Origin of the sequence: Pradoshia eiseniae, from assembly GCF_002946355.1 — a bacterium.
Classification (GTDB): Bacteria; Bacillota; Bacilli; order Bacillales; family Pradoshiaceae; genus Pradoshia; species Pradoshia eiseniae.
In genome coordinates this window covers 120,582-141,937 of record NZ_PKOZ01000004.1, presented here as the reverse complement: position 1 = coordinate 141,937, position 21,356 = coordinate 120,582, and the positions used below count along the sequence as shown (strand labels likewise).

Annotated in this window: 22 protein-coding genes; 18 read left to right on the top strand and 4 right to left on the bottom strand. The window is 40.9% G+C overall.

Annotated elements, in window-relative coordinates:
* Nucleotides 1-15: 15 nt before the first annotated feature.
* The 6 genes from CYL18_RS09290 (at nt 16) to rbsK (ending at nt 7,548) form a co-directional block, all read left to right on the top strand.
* Nucleotides 16-1,305 carry a sugar ABC transporter permease gene (locus CYL18_RS09290; protein WP_146102842.1) on the top strand — a complete coding sequence of 430 codons (1,290 nt, stop codon included), beginning with the start codon at nt 16-18 and terminating at the stop codon, nt 1,303-1,305.
* The gene (locus CYL18_RS09285; RefSeq protein ID WP_104849221.1) at nt 1,305-2,150 is read left to right on the top strand and encodes a sugar ABC transporter permease; all 846 of its coding nucleotides are present in this window, start codon (nt 1,305-1,307) and stop codon (nt 2,148-2,150) included. The genes CYL18_RS09290 and CYL18_RS09285 overlap by 1 nt, the downstream gene beginning before the upstream one ends.
* Nucleotides 2,151-2,186: 36 nt before the next feature.
* Complete coding sequence (locus CYL18_RS09280) at nt 2,187-3,692, top strand: alpha-amylase family glycosyl hydrolase (RefSeq protein ID WP_104849220.1); 1,506 nt, start codon at nt 2,187-2,189, stop codon at nt 3,690-3,692.
* A gap of 125 nt (nt 3,693-3,817) precedes the next feature.
* Nucleotides 3,818-5,473 (top strand): glycoside hydrolase family 13 protein, encoded by a 1,656-nt coding sequence (locus CYL18_RS09275; RefSeq protein ID WP_104849219.1) that lies wholly within the window; start codon nt 3,818-3,820, stop codon nt 5,471-5,473.
* A gap of 28 nt (nt 5,474-5,501) precedes the next feature.
* Entirely contained in the window at nt 5,502-6,527 is a 1,026-nt protein-coding gene (locus tag CYL18_RS09270) for a LacI family DNA-binding transcriptional regulator (protein ID WP_104849218.1), read from the top strand.
* A gap of 151 nt (nt 6,528-6,678) precedes the next feature.
* Nucleotides 6,679-7,548: a ribokinase gene (gene rbsK / locus CYL18_RS09265; RefSeq protein WP_104849217.1), complete on the top strand. Its 870-nt coding sequence runs from the start codon at nt 6,679-6,681 to the stop codon at nt 7,546-7,548.
* A gap of 44 nt (nt 7,549-7,592) precedes the next feature.
* On the opposite strand, the gene CYL18_RS09260 is transcribed toward rbsK, so the two are convergent.
* From CYL18_RS09260 to CYL18_RS09245, 4 genes are all read right to left on the bottom strand, one after another.
* Complete coding sequence (locus tag CYL18_RS09260) at nt 7,593-8,465, bottom strand: SDR family oxidoreductase (protein ID WP_104849216.1); 873 nt, start codon at nt 8,463-8,465, stop codon at nt 7,593-7,595.
* 146 nt (nt 8,466-8,611) lie between these two features.
* Nucleotides 8,612-9,103: a YajQ family cyclic di-GMP-binding protein gene (locus tag CYL18_RS09255; protein WP_104849215.1), complete on the bottom strand. Its 492-nt coding sequence runs from the start codon at nt 9,101-9,103 to the stop codon at nt 8,612-8,614.
* A gap of 155 nt (nt 9,104-9,258) precedes the next feature.
* The gene (locus CYL18_RS09250; RefSeq protein ID WP_104849214.1) at nt 9,259-9,393 is read right to left on the bottom strand and encodes a DUF3941 domain-containing protein; all 135 of its coding nucleotides are present in this window, start codon (nt 9,391-9,393) and stop codon (nt 9,259-9,261) included.
* A gap of 77 nt (nt 9,394-9,470) precedes the next feature.
* Entirely contained in the window at nt 9,471-10,331 is an 861-nt protein-coding gene (locus CYL18_RS09245; protein ID WP_104849213.1) for a DegV family protein, read from the bottom strand.
* 121 nt (nt 10,332-10,452) lie between these two features.
* Here CYL18_RS09245 and CYL18_RS09240 point away from each other — a divergent pair, with 121 nt between their 5' ends.
* The 12 genes from CYL18_RS09240 (at nt 10,453) to CYL18_RS09185 (ending at nt 21,352) form a co-directional block, all read left to right on the top strand.
* A complete protein-coding gene (locus CYL18_RS09240) occupies nt 10,453-11,295 on the top strand; it encodes a YitT family protein (protein ID WP_104849212.1) in 843 nt (280 codons plus the stop codon).
* A 391-nt stretch (nt 11,296-11,686) separates the two neighbouring features.
* The gene (locus CYL18_RS09235) at nt 11,687-12,484 is read left to right on the top strand and encodes a YveK family protein (RefSeq protein WP_104849211.1); all 798 of its coding nucleotides are present in this window, start codon (nt 11,687-11,689) and stop codon (nt 12,482-12,484) included.
* Nucleotides 12,474-13,166, top strand: coding sequence for a CpsD/CapB family tyrosine-protein kinase (locus CYL18_RS09230; protein WP_104849210.1), 693 nt, complete (start codon nt 12,474-12,476; stop codon nt 13,164-13,166). Before CYL18_RS09235 ends, CYL18_RS09230 begins: the two co-directional genes overlap by 11 nt.
* 48 nt (nt 13,167-13,214) lie before the next feature.
* Nucleotides 13,215-14,585 carry a sugar phosphate nucleotidyltransferase gene (locus CYL18_RS09225; RefSeq protein WP_104849209.1) on the top strand — a complete coding sequence of 457 codons (1,371 nt, stop codon included), beginning with the start codon at nt 13,215-13,217 and terminating at the stop codon, nt 14,583-14,585.
* A gap of 51 nt (nt 14,586-14,636) precedes the next feature.
* Nucleotides 14,637-15,512 carry a UTP--glucose-1-phosphate uridylyltransferase GalU gene (gene galU / locus CYL18_RS09220; RefSeq protein ID WP_104849345.1) on the top strand — a complete coding sequence of 292 codons (876 nt, stop codon included), beginning with the start codon at nt 14,637-14,639 and terminating at the stop codon, nt 15,510-15,512.
* 22 nt (nt 15,513-15,534) lie between these two features.
* Nucleotides 15,535-16,206 (top strand): sugar transferase, encoded by a 672-nt coding sequence (locus tag CYL18_RS09215; RefSeq protein WP_269089188.1) that lies wholly within the window; start codon nt 15,535-15,537, stop codon nt 16,204-16,206.
* Between the two features lie 89 nt (nt 16,207-16,295).
* Nucleotides 16,296-17,750: an oligosaccharide flippase family protein gene (locus CYL18_RS09210; RefSeq protein ID WP_104849208.1), complete on the top strand. Its 1,455-nt coding sequence runs from the start codon at nt 16,296-16,298 to the stop codon at nt 17,748-17,750.
* A gap of 22 nt (nt 17,751-17,772) precedes the next feature.
* Nucleotides 17,773-18,525, top strand: coding sequence for a sugar phosphate nucleotidyltransferase (locus CYL18_RS09205; RefSeq protein ID WP_104849207.1), 753 nt, complete (start codon nt 17,773-17,775; stop codon nt 18,523-18,525).
* A gap of 43 nt (nt 18,526-18,568) precedes the next feature.
* The gene (locus CYL18_RS09200) at nt 18,569-19,297 is read left to right on the top strand and encodes a WecB/TagA/CpsF family glycosyltransferase (RefSeq protein WP_104849206.1); all 729 of its coding nucleotides are present in this window, start codon (nt 18,569-18,571) and stop codon (nt 19,295-19,297) included.
* A gap of 46 nt (nt 19,298-19,343) precedes the next feature.
* Nucleotides 19,344-20,252 carry a glycosyltransferase family 2 protein gene (locus tag CYL18_RS09195; RefSeq protein WP_161497109.1) on the top strand — a complete coding sequence of 303 codons (909 nt, stop codon included), beginning with the start codon at nt 19,344-19,346 and terminating at the stop codon, nt 20,250-20,252.
* A 369-nt stretch (nt 20,253-20,621) separates the two neighbouring features.
* A complete protein-coding gene (locus tag CYL18_RS09190) occupies nt 20,622-20,960 on the top strand; it encodes a CatB-related O-acetyltransferase (protein WP_161497108.1) in 339 nt (112 codons plus the stop codon).
* Nucleotides 20,961-21,028: 68 nt separating this feature from the next.
* Entirely contained in the window at nt 21,029-21,352 is a 324-nt protein-coding gene (locus CYL18_RS09185) for a helix-turn-helix domain-containing protein (RefSeq protein WP_104849203.1), read from the top strand.
* Nucleotides 21,353-21,356 lie beyond the last annotated feature (4 nt).

The following is a 21,356-nucleotide window of genomic DNA, read 5'->3' as shown; positions in this document are numbered from 1 at the left end:
ATGGAAAGTCTGCAGATGAATACCGGACCACAAGTAACGCGGACAAAACACGCAAGGAATGCCTTGCTGCTCTCAATCATACCTGGATTCGGACAGTTCTATAATGGACAGAAGCTAAAAGGATCCATCTATTTAGTCCTCACAGCCATTTTCTTCGCCACATTTTTTCAAACGTTGAATATAGGGTTCTGGGGCTTGATCACGCTTGGGGAGATTCCAAGGCTTGATCATTCGATTCGTTTATTGATTGATGGAATTCTAGCACTACTTATTACGGTTTTAGGGCTTGTGATATATGGGCTTAACCTTTTTGATGCGTATAAGGATGGAAAGAAAAGAGAGATTGGACTTCCTTTGAATAATTTGCGCGAACAATACCGTAATCTTATTGATAATGGGTTCCCCTATTTAATTATTTCACCAGGGGTCTTGCTGCTCGTATTCGTTGTCATTTTCCCTATTATCTTCTCATTCTTGCTCGCTTTTACAAACTATGACCTATATCATTCACCGCCTGCTAATTTGGTAGATTGGATAGGATTCCAAAACTTTATTGATATCTTCAAGATTGATATTTGGAGAACGACCTTCTTCAGCGTATTTGGCTGGACACTTGTTTGGACATTTGCGGCAACCACTCTCCAAGTGGCATTGGGAATATTCCTGGCAGTACTCGTGAATCAAAAGGATCTTAAAGGCAAAGCCATTATACGAACAGTATTCATTTTACCATGGGCAGTACCGGCATTTGTATCCATCCTGGTATTCTCAGGAATGTTCAATGAATCATTCGGGGTCATCAACACAACCATCTTGGCCAGCCTAGGTATTGATCCCGTCAGCTGGATGACGGAGTCCAATTGGACGAGGTTTGCGCTGATCATGATTCAAGGGTGGCTTGGATTCCCATTCATTTTTGCCATGACAACAGGTGTCCTGCAATCCATATCTGATGATTTATATGAAGCAGCCACGATTGATGGGGCAAGTGCATGGCAGAAATTCAGGAAGATTACACTTCCGCTTGTGCTTTATGCGACAGCTCCAATTATCATTACGCAATACACATTCAATTTCAATAACTTTAATATTATCTTCTTATTCAATAACGGCGGACCTGCGGTTGCTGGACAAAATGCATGGGGAACAGATATTTTAATCTCCTGGATTTATCGCCTAACGATGACTGCCGGCCAATATGGAAAAGCAGCGGCTATTACGATGATTCTTTCATTAATCGTCATGTCTGTGGCTTTATGGCAATTTAAGAGAACTAAATCATTCCAAGAGGAGGATATGATGTGATGAAGAGCAAGAACAGCAGAAAATTTGTCCGTTTATCATTGTCCTATCTTGTCATTGGCATCATGTTTGCCATCATCATCTATCCTGTTCTCTGGATTATCGGCTCTTCCTTTAATCCGGGCGACAGTTTATCAAGCTCCAAAATGATTCCAGATAATGCTACATTAAATCACTATAAAGAATTATTTGATTTAGAGAATAGTGACTATCTGCTTTGGTATTTCAATTCGATCAAGATAAGCTTAATGACAATGATATTAACGGTCATATCGGTTTCTTTCACAGCTTATGCTTTCTCCCGCTATCGCTTTGTCGGACGGAAGAACGGACTGATGACATTCTTGATTTTGCAAATGATCCCGAACTTCGCGGCCCTTATTGCCATCTATGTCCTGGCGACGAGAACAGGATTAATTGATACTCATCTTGGATTAGTCCTTCTTTATGTCGGCGGACAGATTCCAATGAACACATGGCTGATGAAAGGGTACTTGGATTCCATTCCACGCGATTTGGATGAAAGCGCTAAGATGGATGGTGCGGGCCATTTGAGAATCTTCTTCCAGATTGTTATGCCGCTTGCAAAGCCAATCATTGCGGTTGTGGCTTTATTCTCCTTCGTGGCTCCGTTTGGTGATTTTATCCTTGCGAAGATTCTCATTAGCTCAAGTGATAAGTATACGCTTGCAGTTGGACTGTACTCAATGGTTGGGAAGCAGTTTGGGGCTGAGTTTACGAAGTTTGCGGCTGGTTCAGTCTTAATCGCGGTACCAATTGCCATTCTCTTCTTATTCTTACAAAAATATTTTGTTTCTGGTTTGACGGCAGGAGGAACGAAAGGATAAGGTTATCCTGTATGGATAATCTTGGGGGGACAAAATATGTTGAAAAGATTTGCCTTTATTTTGCTAGTGCCGCTGCTTATCTTCCCGTTTCTGCCGGGGAAAGGAAGCGCGGAGAGTTGGCAGGATGAAACCATTTATTATGTGATGATTGACAGGTTTTACAACGGAAACACAGAGAATGATAATCAAGTCAACATCGATGATCTGAACAAGTATCAAGGGGGAGACCTTAAAGGGGTAATCTCCAAGCTGGATTACATAAAGGAAATGGGATTTACGGCCATTGCGTTTAATCCTGTCATCCAGAATATGGACGGCGATTATACCGGGAATTCCCCGCTTGATTTTATGGCCATGAATGAGAACTACGGAACCATCGATGAATTGAAAGAGCTTGTCAAGGAAGCTCATCATCATGATATGAAAGTCATTTTGGATTTTCAAGTGAATCATTTGGGGAAAGGCCATCCGTGGCTTGAAGAGAAGGGGAAGGAAAATTGGTTCCATGAAGAGAGGACCATTACTGAGACTAGAGAATCTAACAATCAAGAAAATGGCTGGGTAGATGGGAAGCCTGATTTAGCACAGGAGAATCCAGAGGTTGCGAGCTATTTAATCGATGCGGCCAAATGGTGGGCTAAGGAAACGGATATTGACGGCTACCGGCTTTTGTATATGAAATATGTGCCCAAATCCTTTTGGAATGAATTTATTGCTGAGATGAAAAAAGTCTATCCGGAATTTTATCTTCTCGGGGAATTGGATGCAGAAGCGATTCAAAGCTTGCCCCTAGATGGAGTGCTTGATAAGGGACAGCTGGAGAATCTGAGAAAGGCCTTTGCAACAACCGATAGAGAGATGGATTCCATATTTAATAGATGGGATAAACTCTTTGAAACGGTTGAGAATCCGCATAATACAGTTATTTCAATGGATACGGAGACGACAGAGAGATTTACGAAGGAAACTGAGAGAGCTAAACAATTCCCTGGGACACGCTGGAAAATGGCTTTAACTTATTTATATACAATGCCTGGTATTCCAATGATGACCTATGGGTCTGAAATTGCGTTGAATGGCGGAGAAAAGCCGGACAATCATAGGATGATGAATTTCCGGACAGATGAAGAGCTGATAGAATATATTACAAAGCTATCTGATTTAAGACAGGAATACCCGGCTTTAGCAGCAGGTGATTTAGAGCTGCTGCAAACAGATGGTGCAATGGCCGTCTTCAAAAGGGAAACGAAAGACCAGACAATGATTGTGGCAATCAATAATAGCTCGAAAACAAAGACAATCCAGCTAGATTCAGCCCTCTTTGAGAACAATCAGGAATTAAGGGGGAAATTGAATTCAGACCTAGTCAGGGAGCAGGATGGCTTATATGGCATCACCTTAGATCGCGAGACGGCTGAAGTCTATTTGGTCGAGGATGAATCAGGATTGAATATTGGTTTCTTGGCAATTCTAATTCTTATTCCAATCAGCTTTGTTGTTTTTTTGATTATGGCAAAGAAAAAGGGTAGACAAACAAATTAAATGTAGTGAAAATATAGGGGAGTGTAAGCGCTCCCTTGTTTTTGTTTGATTTACTAGTGTTTCGCAATCCTTTTATAAGGCTCGGAATGCTTCATGAATAAGACTTTAGTGAGGTAAATGTGCTTATGAAAAAGAAATGGTGGAAAGAAGCGGTTTGTTATCAAATCTATCCAAAGAGCTTTATGGATTCCAATGGAGATGGAATTGGTGACTTACAAGGAATCATTAGCAAACTGGACTATATACAGGACTTAGGTATTGATGTCATATGGATATGCCCAATCTATCAATCGCCTAATGCGGATAATGGCTACGATATTAGTGATTATCAAGCAATCATGAAAGATTTCGGTTCAATGGAGGATTTTGACCGCTTGCTTAGTGAAGTCCATGCTCGCGGAATGAAGCTAATCATGGATTTGGTCGTTAATCATACGAGTGATGAGCATCCATGGTTTATCGAATCGAAATCATCTCCTAATTCTCCAAAGCGAGATTGGTATATTTGGAGTGACGGGGCGGAGGATGTGCTGCCGAATAACTGGGAGAGCATCTTCTCTGGTAGCGCCTGGGAGTATGATAAGGAAAGCAGTCAATACTACTTGCATGTCTTTGCCAAGAAGCAGCCTGACTTGAATTGGGAAAACACAGATATGCGTGAAGCTGTCTATTCAATGATTAATTGGTGGCTTGATAAAGGCATTGATGGTTTTAGAATTGACGCTATTAGCCATATTAAGAAAAAAGAGGGCTTTCCAAATACTGAGGCGGACGACCAGTCACAGATTCCCGGGTTCTCCTTCTATACGAACCAAGAGGGTATTCATGATATCCTTCAGGAGCTTAAAGACAGAACCTTTTCTCGCTATGATATTATGACAGTTGGGGAAGCGAGCGGTGTAAGCAGTGAAAATTCCGATCCTTGGGTGAATGAGGAGATTGGCGCTTTTAATATGGTTTTTCAATTTGAGCATTTGGCCCTGTGGGAGAAGGAAGCAGAAACAGAGCTAGACCTGCCTGCTTTTAAAGCTATCATGAATAAATGGCAGACAGGCCTTCATCGAAGAGGGTGGAACGCCCTGTTCATTGAGAACCATGATAAGCCGCGAATCGTCTCCACATTAGGGGATGATCAGGATTACTGGGAAGAAAGTGCTAAAATGCTTGGCGCCATGTATTTCTTCATGCAAGGGACACCGTTCATCTATCAAGGGCAGGAAATCGGCATGACGAATGTCGCGTTTGAATCGATAGTGGATTATGATGATATTAGTATGAAGAATTTTTATTACATGGAGCTGGCTAAGGGCCGGAGCCATGAAGAATTAATGAAAATTATCTGGAAGAGCGGACGGGATAATTCAAGAACCCCGATGCAATGGAATTCCTCGGCAAATGCTGGTTTTACCCAAGGAGCCCCATGGATGAAAGTGAATCCAAATTATAAAGAAGTCAATGTGAAGGTACAAGAGGACAACCCTAACTCTATCCTCCATTTCTATAAGAGAATGATTCAGCTGCGTAAACAGCATGAATGTCTAATATACGGAGATTTCAAGCTTCATTTAAAAGATGATCCGAATATCTTTGCTTATTCTCGAAGTGAAGGGAAACAAACGGCATTGATACTCAATAATTTCAGCAAAGAAGAGCAGACTGTACGATTGCCCGAATTTTCCGGGAAGGTGAAGAGGGTAATCTTAAGCAATTATCATAAGGATAAGCGGCAAACAGATCCATTCATCCTCTCACCATATGAGACGGTAATGTATCTTCTGTAGAAGCTGCTAAGAAGGGAAGGCTGATTGTATGGCAGTGACCATAAAGGATGTTGCAAAATTGGCAAATGTCGCTCCATCTACTGTTTCAAGAGTGATTGCCAACAATCCGCGAATCAGTGAAAAAACAAAGAGAAAAGTTCGAAAGGCGATGAATGAGCTCGGCTATCACCCTAACTTCATCGCTAGAAGCCTTGCAAGTAAGTCTAGCGATGTACTAGGGATTATCATGCCAAAATCAGGGGACGGCTCCTTCCTTAATCCCTTTTTCCCAACAGTCATGAAAGGCTTGAGCCAGGCGGCACATGATGACCGTCTTGGACTGCAAATCACGACAGGCATCACGGAAGAGGAAATATACGATGAAGTCGAAAAGATGGTTCATGGCGGCCGGGTAGATGGATTGATTCTCCTCTATTCAAAGGTTGGCGATAATGTGCTGAACTATTTAAGGGAAGCCAATTTTCCATTTGTCGTGATTGGCAAGCCTTATCAATATGAAAGCAGTATTAGCCATGTTGATAATGATAATTTCCAGGCTGGCAAGGATGTGGCTAAATACTTGCTTGACAGCGGGCATAGCGCTATTGCTTTTATCGGGGGAAATGCAGAGCTTGTCGTGACCATTGAGCGGATGAAGGGTTACGAGGCAGCCCTTATGGAAGCAGGTATTCCAGTACGTAAGGACTATGTCATCCACGAGGACTTCATGCTTGAAGGCGGAAAGGAAGCGGTTAAACGGCTGATGAATTTGGAGAATTCTCCAACTGCCTTAATCGTTGCGGATGATTTTATGAGTCTGGGCGTATTGAATATGCTTGATGAGTTAGGAATAGATGTGCCGGGTGATATTTCAGTGTTCAGTTTCAATAATGTGCTGCTCGCAGAACTATCCAAGCCGCCGTTGTGCTCAGTGGATATTAATATAGAGTCACTGGGCTATCAAGCAGTAAAGCTATTGCTAACGCGGATTAAAGAGCCTGGCAGCCCTGCGATGAGGATGATTGTGCCCTATGAGCTCATTGTTCGATCCTCGGTAGCTAAGATAAAAAATTAACAGGCAAGAAGCTTGGGAGCTGCTCCTAAGCTTCTTTAAGTCTATATAAACCATTCATTCTAATTAACTAGTTGATAAACTATAGTCAATGATGTCTTTTACTTGTACGCTTTTAGCAGAAAACCTACTATACTAGAGGATTGGTGATTAGATGACAATCAAAATTGCGGTAGTCGGAAGTATTAATATGGATTTAGTGACGTCGGTAAAAAAGGTTCCAATCGCCGGGGAGACCGTTATGGGTGAAAACTTTGCGACCATGCCGGGCGGGAAGGGAGCCAATCAGGCTGTTGCGGCAGCAAGGCTTGGAGCAGAGGTATCCATGATTGGCTGTCTTGGAAGCGATTATTTAGGAGATGGCCTTCTTGAAGTCTTAAAGAAGGAAGGCATTCGGACAGAAGCTGTGAAGAGGGTCGAGGGCTCAAGCGGGACGGCAAGCATTATTCTATCTGAGGGAGATAATCGCATAATTGTGGTACCTGGGGCTAATCATGAGATGACCCCTCAATGGATAGAGGAGAATAGAAAGGTGATAGAGGACAGTGATCTTCTCCTCGTTCAGCTTGAGATTCCGCTCAATTGTGTGCAAAAAGCGCTTGAAATTGGGAAGGCAGCCAATGTTATAACTATCTTAAACCCTGCGCCTATGACAAAGCTGCCGGCTGAAATCATTCAATTAGCTGATTACATAACTCCGAATGAACATGAATATCAGACTCTTTCGGAGGAGTTTCCAATTGCGGAATTGTCTTCAAAATTAATCATCACGATGGGGGATGAGGGGGTCCTCTTTTATGAGGAAGGAAAAGAAGTGCGCATTCCAGCGTTCAATGTGCCTGTCGTTGATACTACTGGAGCTGGAGATACCTTTAACGGAGCACTGGGAGTAGCGATATGCGAACAGTTGGGTCTAAAGGAAGCTATCCGCTTTGCCAATAGAGCGGCCGCCCTGTCGATCACGCAAATTGGCGCCCAAAATGGAATGCCTACTAAAAAAATGATCCGGCAATTCTTTGAATAAATAAAAATCCCCTTCTTTGCCATCGAAGAAGGGGATTTTTCGTATTAACCGTTTACTACGGAGCCGCCATTGACATGGATGACTTGTCCGCTTACATAAGAGGAATCATCGCTTGCCAAGTAAACATAAGCCGGCGCAAGCTCAGATGGCTGACCAGCACGGCCAAGCGGTGCATTCTTGCCAAATTCTTTTACTTTATCCGCTGGGAATGTCGCTGGTATGAGCGGTGTCCAGATAGGGCCTGGTGCTACGCCGTTCACGCGAATCCCCTTGTCCGCAATATTATTAGCTAATGCCCTTGTGAAGGAGACAATGGCCCCTTTAGTTGAAGAGTAATCCATCAGCTGCGGATGACCTTGATAGGCTGTAATAGATGCCGTATTAATAATGGAGCTGCCTTTAGAAAGATGAGGCAGAGCCGCTTTTGTTAAATAGAACATGGAGAAGATATTCGTGCGGAATGTCTTTTCCAGCTGTTCATCACTGATATCTAATAGGCTTTCTTGTACATGCTGTTCAGCAGCATTATTGACTAGGATGTCAATCTTGCCGAACTCAGATTTCACTTGGTCGACAATTTCACGGCAAAAGGAGCTGTCACCCACATCTCCTGCAAGAAGCATGCAGCGAACGCCTTCATTTGCCACCATATCCTTCGTTTTATTGGCATCTTCATGCTCATTCAAATAAACGATGGCTACATCTGCGCCTTCCTTGGCAAAGTAAAGAGAAACAGAACGGCCGATGCCGCTGTCGCCGCCAGTGATGATAGCTGTTTTCCCTTTCAGCTTGCCGCTGCCTTTATAATTTTCATCTACTTCGATTGGTTGAGGGTGCATTTCCTCAGTATGACCAGGCTGTTCCTTTTGGGCCTGTTTAGGGAAACCGTCTTTTCCTAATTTGATATCTTCGTTCATTTCACAATCATCCTTTCCTAACAATCATCTATAGTCTGTTATTCCTCAAATCAGTAAAAACAAACCTTTTGATGAAAATATTAGGGGGGCACGAAAAAAGGGAAGCAGACATAAGAATGATCTGCTTCCCGCTTTTTGTATGTTGATTATCTGAAATTGATGAATTGGACTTCTACCGTTAAGTCAGCCTCGCGTATAGCTGCCATTACTTGCTGAAGGTCATCCTTACTTTTGCCTGTGACACGGATTTGGTCTTCCTGAATTTGCGATTTCACTTTAGTACCGGAATTCTTTACAATTAAGTTGATTTTTTTTGCATTTTCTTTGTCGATTCCCTGAACGAGTTTTGCGCGTTGGCGGACGGTTCCGCCTGAAGCGCCCTCAATTTTCCCGTAATCGAGATTTTTGATTGGTACACCGCGCTTGATTAATTTGCTGAGCAGCACATCTTTAAGCTGGCCAAGCTTATATTCATCATCAGAAACTAGGACAAGCTCTTCGTTATCGAGGTGGACATCACTTTTGCTTCCTTTGAAATCATAGCGGGTTTTTACTTCCTTCATTGCTTGAGTAACCGCGTTTGTTACCTCTGATAGATCAATTTTTGAAACAACATCAAATGAGTTCTCTTTTGCCATCTGGATTCCTCCATTTACTGATTTTGTATGTTTCTCAATACATATTCAATGCTAATTATAGGGAAAAATTTGTACTTCTTCAATTTCCACAAAAAATAGAGGATTTTAATTGAAATCCTCTACTTAGTCGTTATAAGATGTAAATTATGATTTCATTACAAATGATCTGTTTTTTTAGAGAATGATTTTTTTCCGGCTTTCCGGTTTTGTTCTTCTTGAATATTTTTGATTTCATGCTTTGCTTGGTTATCGCGTGCTTTCTTATCATTATCAGATGTATGATATGCCATTATTTATTGCCCCCTAGTACAAAATATTGATTCGTGTATGTCTAGTATGGAGCGAATGGGGAAAAATAATGTATGATTTATTCTGGCAGCTTATTTAAGAAAAAGATGGCAACGGTACCAGGTCCTGAATGAGCACCGATAGTTGCGCCGACTGATGTGATATAAATGGATTTAGGATGGAATGTCTCTTCAAAGAGGGCTTTGTATTCCATTGCTTCTTCCATGTCGTCACCATGGCTGATGCCGATAATTTGCTGGTCAAGTCGATCGCCTCGTTTTTTCATGGTATCAATGACAGCGCGCATGAGTTTTTTCTTTCCGCGGAATTTCTCAAGCGGAATTAACTTGCCGTCTTCCACGTTGAGTAGCGGTTTAATATTTAAAAGACCGCCGATAAACGCGGATGATTTAGAAATACGTCCACCGCGGGCCAAATATTCTAAATCAGCAACTGTAAATAAATGTTCCATATGAGTACAGTGATATTTGGCTATTTCGGTTAGTTCAGCTAAGCTTTTGCCCTTCGCTGCATGGTGAACAACTTCCATGACTGCCATGCCGAGGCCTAAGGAAGCACATTTGCTATCAATGATTTCAAGCTCAAACTCTGGAAACTCAGCCAGTACTTCATCACGCATCATGATGGCTGTTTGATATGTACCGCTTAACTCTGAAGAAAAAGCAATATACAATCCTTGCTTTTTATCCTTAGCCAGTTGCCTGAAAGCTTCATAGAAGTCTTGAGGGGAAGCCTGTGATGTTTTTGGGGCTTTTCCATTTCGCATAGCATCATAAACTGCCTTTGGCTTAATGGTTACTAAATCGCTATATTCTTCATTATCCATATGCACTTTTAATGGTATGAGGATAACATTGTTGTCATCGAAGTATTGTAATGGCAAGTCACTTGCGCTATCTGCTATAATTTGAACATTCATTTAAAGCACCTTCTTTTTTTAAAGTCATTTTAATTAAATCATTATAAAGAAAAATAGAAAATTGTCTACACTTTTATTTTATCATGTTTATGGTTAGATACCATCTAAGGAGGCACTAAGTTTGGTCTGGAGTGAAACAAAAAAAATTATTGCTGTCGTTGTGGGAGCTGTTTTAAATGCAATCGCCATGAACTTCTTCTTGATTCCGGCAAATGTTTTTGCGAGCGGGTTTACTGGAACGGCTCAAATCATTTCGGCTGCGTTTGGCATGTTCACCAATATTGAAATATCAACTGGGGTACTCGTTTTACTATTAAATATCCCAATTGCGATTTTAGCTTGGTTTAAGGTAGGGAAATCATTTACGCTTTATAGCTTTATGGCTGTTGTTTTAATGTCCTTCTTCCTGGAAGTCATTCCGGTGTTATCGTTTTCTGATGATATTTTGCTTAATGCCGTCTTTGGCGGTGTTATCGGTTCTGCAGGTGTTGGAATCACCTTGCGTTTCGGTGCCTCAACAGGCGGTATGGATATCGTTGCGATGATATTATCAAGAATTAATGATAAGCCAATCGGAATTTATTTCTTAATATTAAATGGCGCGATTGTTGCGATTGCCGGGCTCATGTATTCAGAAGAGCAGGCGCTATATACCCTTGTCTCACTCTACGTATCCACGAGAGTCATTGACGCCATCCATACAAGACATATTAAAGTAACCGCGATGATTGTCACGAAGCATGCGGATGAACTGAAGGAAGCTATCCATTCCAAGCTTGTCAGAGGAATTACGATGATTCCTGCCGTTGGGGCTTTTACAGGTGAGGATAAGTATATGCTAATGATCGTCATCAGCCGTTATGAGCTGTATGATTTGCAAAGTGTTATTCAGCAGGTAGACCCTGCAGCCTTCACTAATATCGTTCAATCAACAGGAGTCATCGGGTCGTTTAGGAAAGACTGATGATAGACAAAGCACCTTCTTCATATGAAGAGGGTGCTTTGTTATTCTCAATAAAGAAAGCGCTTACGACAAAAAATGATTTTTTTAGTGTGGTTGATTCAATCACCTTATATAATAAGATGGATTCTTTCCATTTCGGTTTATTAAAAAAATGATTTCAAGCTTGTTCGTTATATAGACTCCACTCTTACCGAATGAATATAATCTTAAGAAATATATGGGGATATGAAAAAATGATTGATAGGGAATTAAAAAACGGAGTGTTATATATTAGGGGTTGAGAATTGGTGCAAGTTTCGACAATAAAACCCCGTTTTCATTTTTTGTTATCTATACTACAATCAACATTAAGTTCTTTTTTAAGAACAAAATATGAAATGTGGAGGTAGGTATGGACGATACTATTAGTTTCAAAGAAATACTCAACTTGATGAAGAGGAGATTAAATCTAATAATCTTGATGACATTAACTGCTACCTTGGCAAGTGGCATAATTTCCTATCTTTTTTTATCTCCAATGTATGAATCTTCGACACAAATTCTCGTAAACCATACCACGAACTCACCCCAGGCTAAGGCGAATGATAAGAATAGCAAAAAGAGCGAGGATGAGACTAATTTAATCGATCCAAACCAGATTCGAACAAATATTGAGCTAATCAATACTTATACGGTTCTGATTAAAAGCCCTGCCATCATTGAGAAGGTCATTGATGACCTTAGTCTAGATGCGAGCTTTTTGGATATAAATGACCGAGTAACAGTCAACACGACTCAAAACTCACAAGTTGTAGAAATCGTTGTACAAGACAAGGATCCCAAAGCTGCAGCGGACATTGCGAATCGTATAGCAGAGGTATTTAAACAGGAAGTTGGCTCCTTAATGAGTGTAAATAATATCAATATTCTTGCAGCGGCAAGCGTTCAAGAGCCATACGGCGCTTTAAGCCCGGATATAATCAGGAATATCATGATTGGCTTTGCATTGGGATTGTTCTGTGCAATAGGAACAGCCTTTTTGTTTGAGTATCTTGACCCGACCGTTCGAAGTGAGAGGGACATTGTTTATGATATAGGGATTCCTATTATCGGCAATATTCCGGAAATTAAAGTAAGCCACAAGAGAATCAAAAAACATCAAACTGAAAGCAGTGGTGTAAGAATTGGAGGACGTACACTTGACTCATAAGGAAAATAAGGAATTAATCATGAGTAAAGAGCGCGCTAAATATTCAGAATTATATAAACAGTCTGTTATAAGCGAACAATTTAGGCTGCTCCGCTCTGGAATTACCTATTCCCGAAGAGGGGAGGACTATCAAACTATCATGATAACTTCTCCGGGTCATGGAGACGGGAAAACCACGACAGCCACAAATTTAGGCATCGTATTGGCCCAGCATGATAAAAAGGTAATCGTTATTGATGCGGACCTGCGAAAAGGCAAGCTTCATAAATTATTCGATATCAGTTATTCTCGGGGGCTGACAGATATCTTGGCGCGTAAAGCTTTTGTGGATGAAGCTATTTGTTTATCTACCATCCCTAATCTCCATATCATTCCATGTGGCACCATTATGAAAACCTCATATGAATTGCTAACAGCAGACCGAATGGAAGAAATTCTTTTAGTTTTGAGCAGGGAGTATGACATCATTCTATTTGATACTTCTCCAATCCTATACACAGCAGAAACCCAGATTATCGCAAATATGTGTGAAGCCTCTTTGCTGGTACTGATGAATGGAAAGACATTGAAGGAGGAGGCATCTAAAGCAACTACCATCCTGCAGAATTCAAAAGCTCAATTGCTAGGAGCTTCTTTAAACGGGAGTATGGTTCGTTCAAAAATGTATGAATTCCAGCAATAGCAAGAAGTATTAAGTAATAAATTCTTCATAAAGGAGTGATGTATCTATATGGAAGTCATTCTGCTATCCGGGGGATCTGGTCAGAGGTTATGGCCTTTATCCAATGATTCACGGTCAAAACAATTCTTGAAAGTGCTAGAAGGTCAAAGCGGGTGTGCAGAATCGATGGCTCAGCGGGTTTGGCGGCAGCTCGGAGAAGTAGGGCTGCAAGAACAAACTGTCATTGCGACAAGTGAGAAGCAAGTTGACATTCTTAAGAATCAGCTTGGTCGGCAAGCCCTGATTGTAGTTGAGCCGGAACGACGTGATACATTCCCTGCTATCGCCTTGACAGCTGTTTATCTATTCTCTGTAAAGCGAATTAATCCAGATGAAGTTGTGGCTGTCCTGCCAATTGATTCGTATGTTGAAAATGATTTCTATGAATCAGTAAAAAAATTGGAGAGTGTACTTAAACAGAGTGGTGCAAGTATAGCATTGATGGGAGTTAGGCCTAATAATCCCTCAGCGCGTTTTGGCTATATAATCCCAAAGAATAAGAAAAAAAACCATATCCAAGTGAGTCACTTCGTTGAGAAACCATCTGAGGAATATGCTCAAGGATTAATAGATGAAGGGGCATTGTGGAATTGCGGTGTATTTGCCTTCCATCTTGGTTTTATTTTATCCATTTTAGAGAAGATGGGATTTCCGCTAAATTATGCAGATCTTCTTTCACTTTATGGAAAATTGCCCAAAATCAGCTTTGACTTTGAAGTGGTGGAAAGGACAAATGATATCGTGGCTCTCCCATATGAGGGCATGTGGAGGGATTTGGGGGTTTGGAGTGCACTGACCGAGCAGATGCCAGAACAAGTTAAAGGGTCAGACATATTATCTCCAGATTCCATGAATACGCATATCATTAATGAACTGGACATCCCAGTGGCTGTGCTTGGGATATCAAATGCAGTAGTTGTATCTGGACCAGATGGCATTTTAGTATCTGATAAAGAAATAAGTTCTGATTTAAAGAAATTTATCTTCCAATTCAATAAAAGACCGATGTATGAAGAAAGAAGTTGGGGGTGGTATAAAATCCTTGACCATACGGTGTATCCAAAAGATGGAGAAGTCATTACGAGACGAATGGCTATCCGAGCTGACAGGTGCTTGAGTTATCAGAAGCATGAACAGAGAAATGAAACATGGACTATTCTCACCGGTGAAGGCTCCGTCATCTTGAACGATCAAGTGTTTGATGTAGCGGCAGGCAGCATTATTGAAATACCCGCTGGAACAAAACATGCCTTAAAGGCCAGTACGGACATGGAATTAATTGAGGTTCAACAAGGGTCTGTTCTAAGTGAAGATGATGTTTGTCATATCAGTATGAAATGGGAAGAGCTTCTCCCCTTTGGTAGCTCAGCAGTACTTTAGTATACTTGTTAAATTCGTTATTAAGAACAATGAGGAAGAGAAGTGAAGACAATGAAAATTAAGAAGGCCATTATTCCGGCTGCCGGTCTAGGTACACGGTTATTGCCGGCGACTAAGGCATTGCCGAAGGAAATGCTTCCAATAATTGATAAACCAATGATTCAATACATTGTTGAAGAAGCGATTGAATCAGGCATAGAGGACATATTGATTGTCACAGGAAAGGGAAAAAGAGCCATTGAGGATCATTTCGATCATTCCCATGAACTCGAACAACGACTGTTCCAAACGGAGAAATATGAATTATTAAAGAAGGTGCAGCATAGCTCTAAGGTGGATATCCATTATATTCGTCAAAAAGAACCTAAAGGGCTTGGGCATGCAATCTGGTGTGCACGTAAATTTATTGGTTCGGAGCCTTTTGCGGTGCTTCTGGGAGATGATATCGTGCAAGCAGAGATACCTTGCATGAAACAATTAATAGATAAGTTTGAAGAAACAGGTTCCGCGGTGATTGGGATTAAGGAGGTTCCCCGAGAACAAACGCATTTATACGGAATCATTGATGGCCCACTACTAGACAACGGTTTGGTTCATATTCAGAGAATGGTAGAGAAGCCAATGCTTAATCCGCCATCCAATTATGCCATAATGGGGAGATATATTCTGACCCCTGAGATATTTTCCTATTTAGAGACCCAAGAAGCAGGAGCCGGTGGGGAAATTCAATTGACAGATGCCATGGAGAAAATGGCGGCTAACCAATTGGTGTATGGATATGAATTTAGCGGGAATCGTTATGATGTAGGAGAAAAACTCGGCTATATTCTTACGACAATTAAATTAGCCATGCAGGATAAAGAACTAAGAGAGAAAGTAATCGAAGAAATAGAACTGTTCATGCCGAAAGTGAAAACAACCATATAGCAAGTTTAAAGGGGTGTATGTATTGGATTCTCCAAAGGCAGGAACTACCCATGAAGCTTACGTTGGAACAATAGAGTTATACGATAAAAAATATTATCTAATTTTAAAGAGGTATATGGATATCTTACTTTCGATTATTGGTCTTCTTTTGTTAGTCCCTTTGTTTGTTATTGTGGCGGTACTGATTAAGTTGGATGACCCGGAATCACCGGTATTTTTTAAGCAAATGCGTGTAGGAAAAGATGGGAAAATGTTTAATATGTATAAATTCCGTTCTATGGTCAGTAATGCTGAAGGTTTACTGGAATTCTTGATCGATCAAAATGAAACAAGCGGTGCGTTATTTAAGATGAAAGATGACCCGAGAATTACGAAGATTGGTCGTTTCATTCGCAAGACGAGCATCGATGAATTGCCCCAATTATGGAATGTCTTAAAGGGTGAAATGAGCTTGGTCGGACCAAGACCTCCATTACCTAGAGAGGTTGAATCCTATACAGATTATCATAAACAGCGACTTTCTGTGGTACCGGGATGCACGGGTCTATGGCAGGTTTCAGTAAGGAGCAGCGTCGGCTTTGAAGAAATGGTGGAGCTCGATTTGCACTATATCCAAAACAGGCATTTCTTTTATGACATTAAGCTCATTTGCAAGACGATTATCATTATCTTCTATCCAAATAATGCTTATTAGGTAGAAAGATGATGGAAGGAAAGATGTGATAGACATGCAAAATACATGTTTTATTGAACGGATGAATCAGGAAGTATGGTGAAAACAAGATGTTAAAAGAATCTGCATTGTTATCAATTAACCGCTTCGCCAAATCATTTGTGCAGATCATGGTGACCATTATCATTGCGAGGGTGCTCACTATAGTTGAGATGGGAATCTATCAGCAAATATTTTTGATTGCGGTCATATTAGGTGCATTACTCCCGTTTGAGATGCAGACAACCTTCAGTTATTACTATAACAAAACGGACAATGAACGTGAGCGGTCATATACAATAGCAAATACCTTTTGGGTTTTATTCACACTAGGTATAACCATGCTGGTAGTCTTGCTTATCGTATTCAATGTCCCGTTCCTGATGAAGGATAACTCACTGCACCAATATGCCTTATGGATTGGGCTTTGGAGCATGGCGACTATCATTGGCAGCTATTTAGAAAATTTATTCGTGTCCATTAAGAAAGCTAAAATTTACAGCATCATCAATCTGTCCTATTACTTTGGCTATTTTGTAATCATTGGTTTGACTTTATATACAACCAAAGAATTGCTGCTAACCATTGAATTAATTGCCTTCTTTGAACTAATGCGCGTGACGATTTTACACCTATATTTCCATATAAGCCATGGTATGTCATGGAAGGTCAATACGCCGTTATTAAAGGAACAGCTTCGTTATACTGGGGCTGTTGGGGCGGTTACTGCCATAGATGTCATCACGCAATCGAGCGATAAGGTCATTATTTGGTTGTTCTATTCCGTTGAATTATTTGCCGTATACTCAATCGCATCAAAAGAGATTCCCTTCATGTCTATTATCACGGTTGCAGTCATCACGGCAATGCTGCCAAGGCTTGGAAAACTGTACAGCATTAGAAGCCAGAAGATTGAGGCATTGAGATTATGGTCGGAGTCAAGCCGGATGTTAGCACTTGTGATGTTTCCAATTTTTTGGATCTTGCTTTTCTATCATCAAGAATTCATTACCTTATTATACTCTTCTGTCTACTTAAGCGGATCATCGATTTTTCTTATTTATTTATTGAAGTTTCCGCTCCGCTTTACCGTCTTTTACACACCTTTATTAATATCTGGCAACCAGAAGCTTTTGCTAATTAACACCATCATCACGGTCATCAGTAATATTGTCCTTGGGTTAATCTTCATGGCTTTGTTCGGTTACCTAGGAGTGGCGGCAGCATCCGTACTATCATGCTTTATCGGCATATACCTCCAACAAAAAGATGTTTGCAAAGTGTTCGAGATTCCGCAAAGAGAATTACTTCCGTATAAGTCAATTCTTACGACCTTCTTATCATCAGGTTTGACGGCTGGCGCGGTCTATGCGGTTCTCTCTCTCCTCCCTGGCAATCAGCTGTTTCACTTCATAGCAGGTGGTATTGTCACCATGCTCATATGCGGGATTCTAGCTTTAGCCAGAAAGGAAATATCCTATTCTTTCTTATTAAATAAACCACTGGCATTGAGGATGAGGAGATAAAAATTGGATAAGGAGTGATGACATGAAAGGTGTAATTCTTGCGGGAGGAACAGGTTCCCGTCTGTACCCATTAACAAAGGTGACAAATAAGCATCTTCTGCCAATAGGAAAGTATCCGATGATTTATCATTCGGTCTACAAGCTAAAGGAGGCTGGGATTGAAGATATCCTGATTGTCACAGGAAGAGAGCATATGGGAGATGTCGTTGACCTCTTAGGGAGCGGATATGAGTTCGGTGTTAATTTCACCTATAAAGTTCAAGATCGTCCGGGCGGAATAGCAGAAGCTCTGGGACTTGCAAGAGATTTTACTGGATTGGAGAAAATGGTCGTTATTCTTGGAGACAATGTATTCACCGGTACGATTGAGCCTTATGTCAGTAGCTTCATTGAACAAACGATTGGAGCAAAGATCTTGATAAAGGAGGTAAATGATCCGAATCGGTTCGGTGTCCCTGCAATATACGATGGACGCATTATAGCGATTGAAGAAAAGCCTGAGGTCCCAAAATCCCAATTTGCTGTAACCGGCATCTATATGTACGATTCTTCCGTGTATAACCTCATTGATCAAATTGAACCCTCCGCCCGCGGTGAACTGGAAATAACGGATGTCAATAATCATTATTTAAAGAAAGGCTTGCTGACATATGATGTGCTAAGCGGCAATTGGACTGATGCTGGTACACATTCTTCTTATGCACATGCAAATAAGGTCGCCCAAAATATTGACTTCAGCAATCTATTCGAGAGAGAAGCGATATTGATGAAATGAATCATGGCTATTCCGGAGAAAACAGGGATAAGGAGAGTTGTGAATGCCAAAAAGGCAAATAGGCAATGTAGCTATGGACAATATGAATGTAGAAGAAGGATTGGCGGCACTTGAAAGAAATCTGAACAGCCACAAAAAAACGACTGTCTATTTCTTGAATGCTCATTGCTATAACATTGCGCAAAAGGATTTTGAATACCGGAATATTATTAATCAGGCAGACTTTTTGCTCAATGACGGTATTGGAATAATGCTTGGTGCAAGAATGTTTGGTGTCCAGCTCAAGGAAAATTTAAATGGAACAGATTTTATTCCAGAATTACTTAAATTAGCAAGCGAGAAGCGTTACACAGCTTATTTACTCGGGGCAGGGAACGGAGTTGCCGGCAAAGCAGCCGACAAATTGAGGGCAACCATCCCTGGCATACGGATTGTTGGATCAAGGAGTGGCTATTTTAGTAAAAAGGCTAACGAAGAGATTGTACGCGAAATAAATCAATTAGCCCCAGATATCTTGATTGTCGGCAGGGGAGTGCCGATTCAGGAAAAATGGATTTATGATAACAAGGAATCCCTAAAGGCCACGATTATCCTTGGTGTTGGGGCCTATATTGATTTTGCTTCAGGCAGAATACCACGAGCGCCTCTTTTTATGAGACGATTGAAAATGGAATGGGTATATCGGTTACTGCTTGAGCCTAGGCGAATGTGGAAGAGATACTTAATTGGCAACATCCTGTTCTTTTATTATTTGATGAAGAACAAAATTTGATGAATAGAAAAGCAGAGATTCAAGGTCCATAAGGGAGGTAATGCCGATGCAGCCTAAGGTCTGTACAATAATCGTGAATTATAATGGAGCGCAGGATACAATTGCCTGCCTGGACTCGTTAAGTAAGATCACCTATACCAATCATATAGCGATTGTGGTGGACAATGCTTCAAAGGAAACCGCCCAACTGAAAGAATATGTGGAAGATAAGGGTTTTTACTTCCTGGAATTGAAGGATAATCGAGGGTTTGCCGCAGGGAATAATGCTGGAATACGCTATGCGATTGAACGTTTTGAAAGGATTGATTACTTTCTGCTGCTTAATAATGACACAGAGGTTGATCCGTATTTTCTTGAACCATTAGTAGAGGAATGTGAGCGGGACGAAAAAGTAGGGGCATGTGGCTCTCATATCAACTACTACACTAAACGGAACGTAACATGGTTCGGAGGAGGAGATATCAAATGGCTGACAGGCAGAGTTTTACACAAAACTCCGTCACGAGAAGAGGGGAAGCCAAGTGATGAAAATTTCTTGACAGGCTGCGTGTTGCTGCTTCCTGTTTCCATACTGGATAAAGTGGGATTCTTGAATGAGGAGTATTTCCTTTATTATGAGGATGCGGCCTATAGCATAGAGATTCGTAAGGCGGGCTATCGTTTAAGATATGTCCCAAAATCCCTTGTTTATCATAAGATTTCGGCTACAACAGGTTATCAATCTCCCCTTTCAAACTATTACGGTACGAGAAATAATCTCTTATTCATGTCTATTTATGCTAAGAAGCCGGTTTTCTTTATTTTCTTGCTTTATTTTTTCATGAAAAACATCGTGAAATACTTCTGGTATATCGGAAAGGGAAAACAATTTAAGCGAGTGAGCTTTGCCATAAAAAGAGCTTTCTACGATTTTGCTACAACAGCAAGCGGGAAGCGTGAATACCCATTTATGTAACAATGTTAACCAGTAAAGGGGGAGCTTATTATCAAATTAAATGGTGTGATTCCCCATTTTATCAAAAGGGGAATCAGGGGATATGCATTTAAGAAGAGGAATAGGTCGGTATTTATTGGTCCCTATGTTGAAGTTGATCCAGCTACAACAAGGGTGGGGAAGAATTGTACTATAAACTTTTATACTAAAATATCCCATACAGACGTTGGCGATTACACGTATTTTTCAGCAAATTGCCAGGTTATGCATGCAATTATAGGGTCATTTTGTTCGATTGGCCCAGGCGTTAAAATTGGGCTGGGCAGCCACCCGATAAACTTTATAGCATTATCTCCCATTTTTTATTCCACCTCAAAGGTAGTAAATAATATGACTTGGGTTGACAGGGATTATCATGATGAATTCTCGAATGTAAGGATTGGAGATAATGTATGGGTTGGAGCAGATGCATATATTATGAACGATGTTGAGATTGGCGAAGGAGCCATTTGTGCAGCAGGGTCGGTCGTAACGAAGAATGTCCCTCCTTATGCGATTGTAGGAGGGGTACCGGCAAGAGTAATTAAATACCGGTTTGATGAAGAGACGATTGAGCAGCTGATTCGATTAAAAATCTTTAAACGAAGTGATGAATGGCTGAAGGAGAATCTTTCGGGAGCTGTTACGCCGGAGGACTTGTTAAGGAGTGAGATAGCATTAAAAGCATAATTGAAAATCTTATAAGAGTAATAGGGGGCAAGTCATCTAAGGCAAAAAGCCCTAGATAAGGAGGAGCGATGTTTGGAAAAAGATTGAAGGAGCTGAGGGAGATCAGGGGACTCTCTTTGTCTGAATTGGCTGCGCAATCAGGAGTGGCTAAATCCTATATAAGCAATATGGAAAGGGATAAGATGACAAACCCAAGTCTTGAAGTAATGACAAAGATTGCTTCTGTTCTTGATATCACTCCGCAACTTTTAATATCGCAAGACAAGGATGTCAATAAGGAGCAAAGCGTGCTGGAAAGGCTTGCTCTAGCTGAAGGGATCAATCAAGAACAGTTGAAAGAATATAAGGAGTTAATAGAATTTATTAAATGGCGTTCAAGTAAAAAGGAGTAAATCA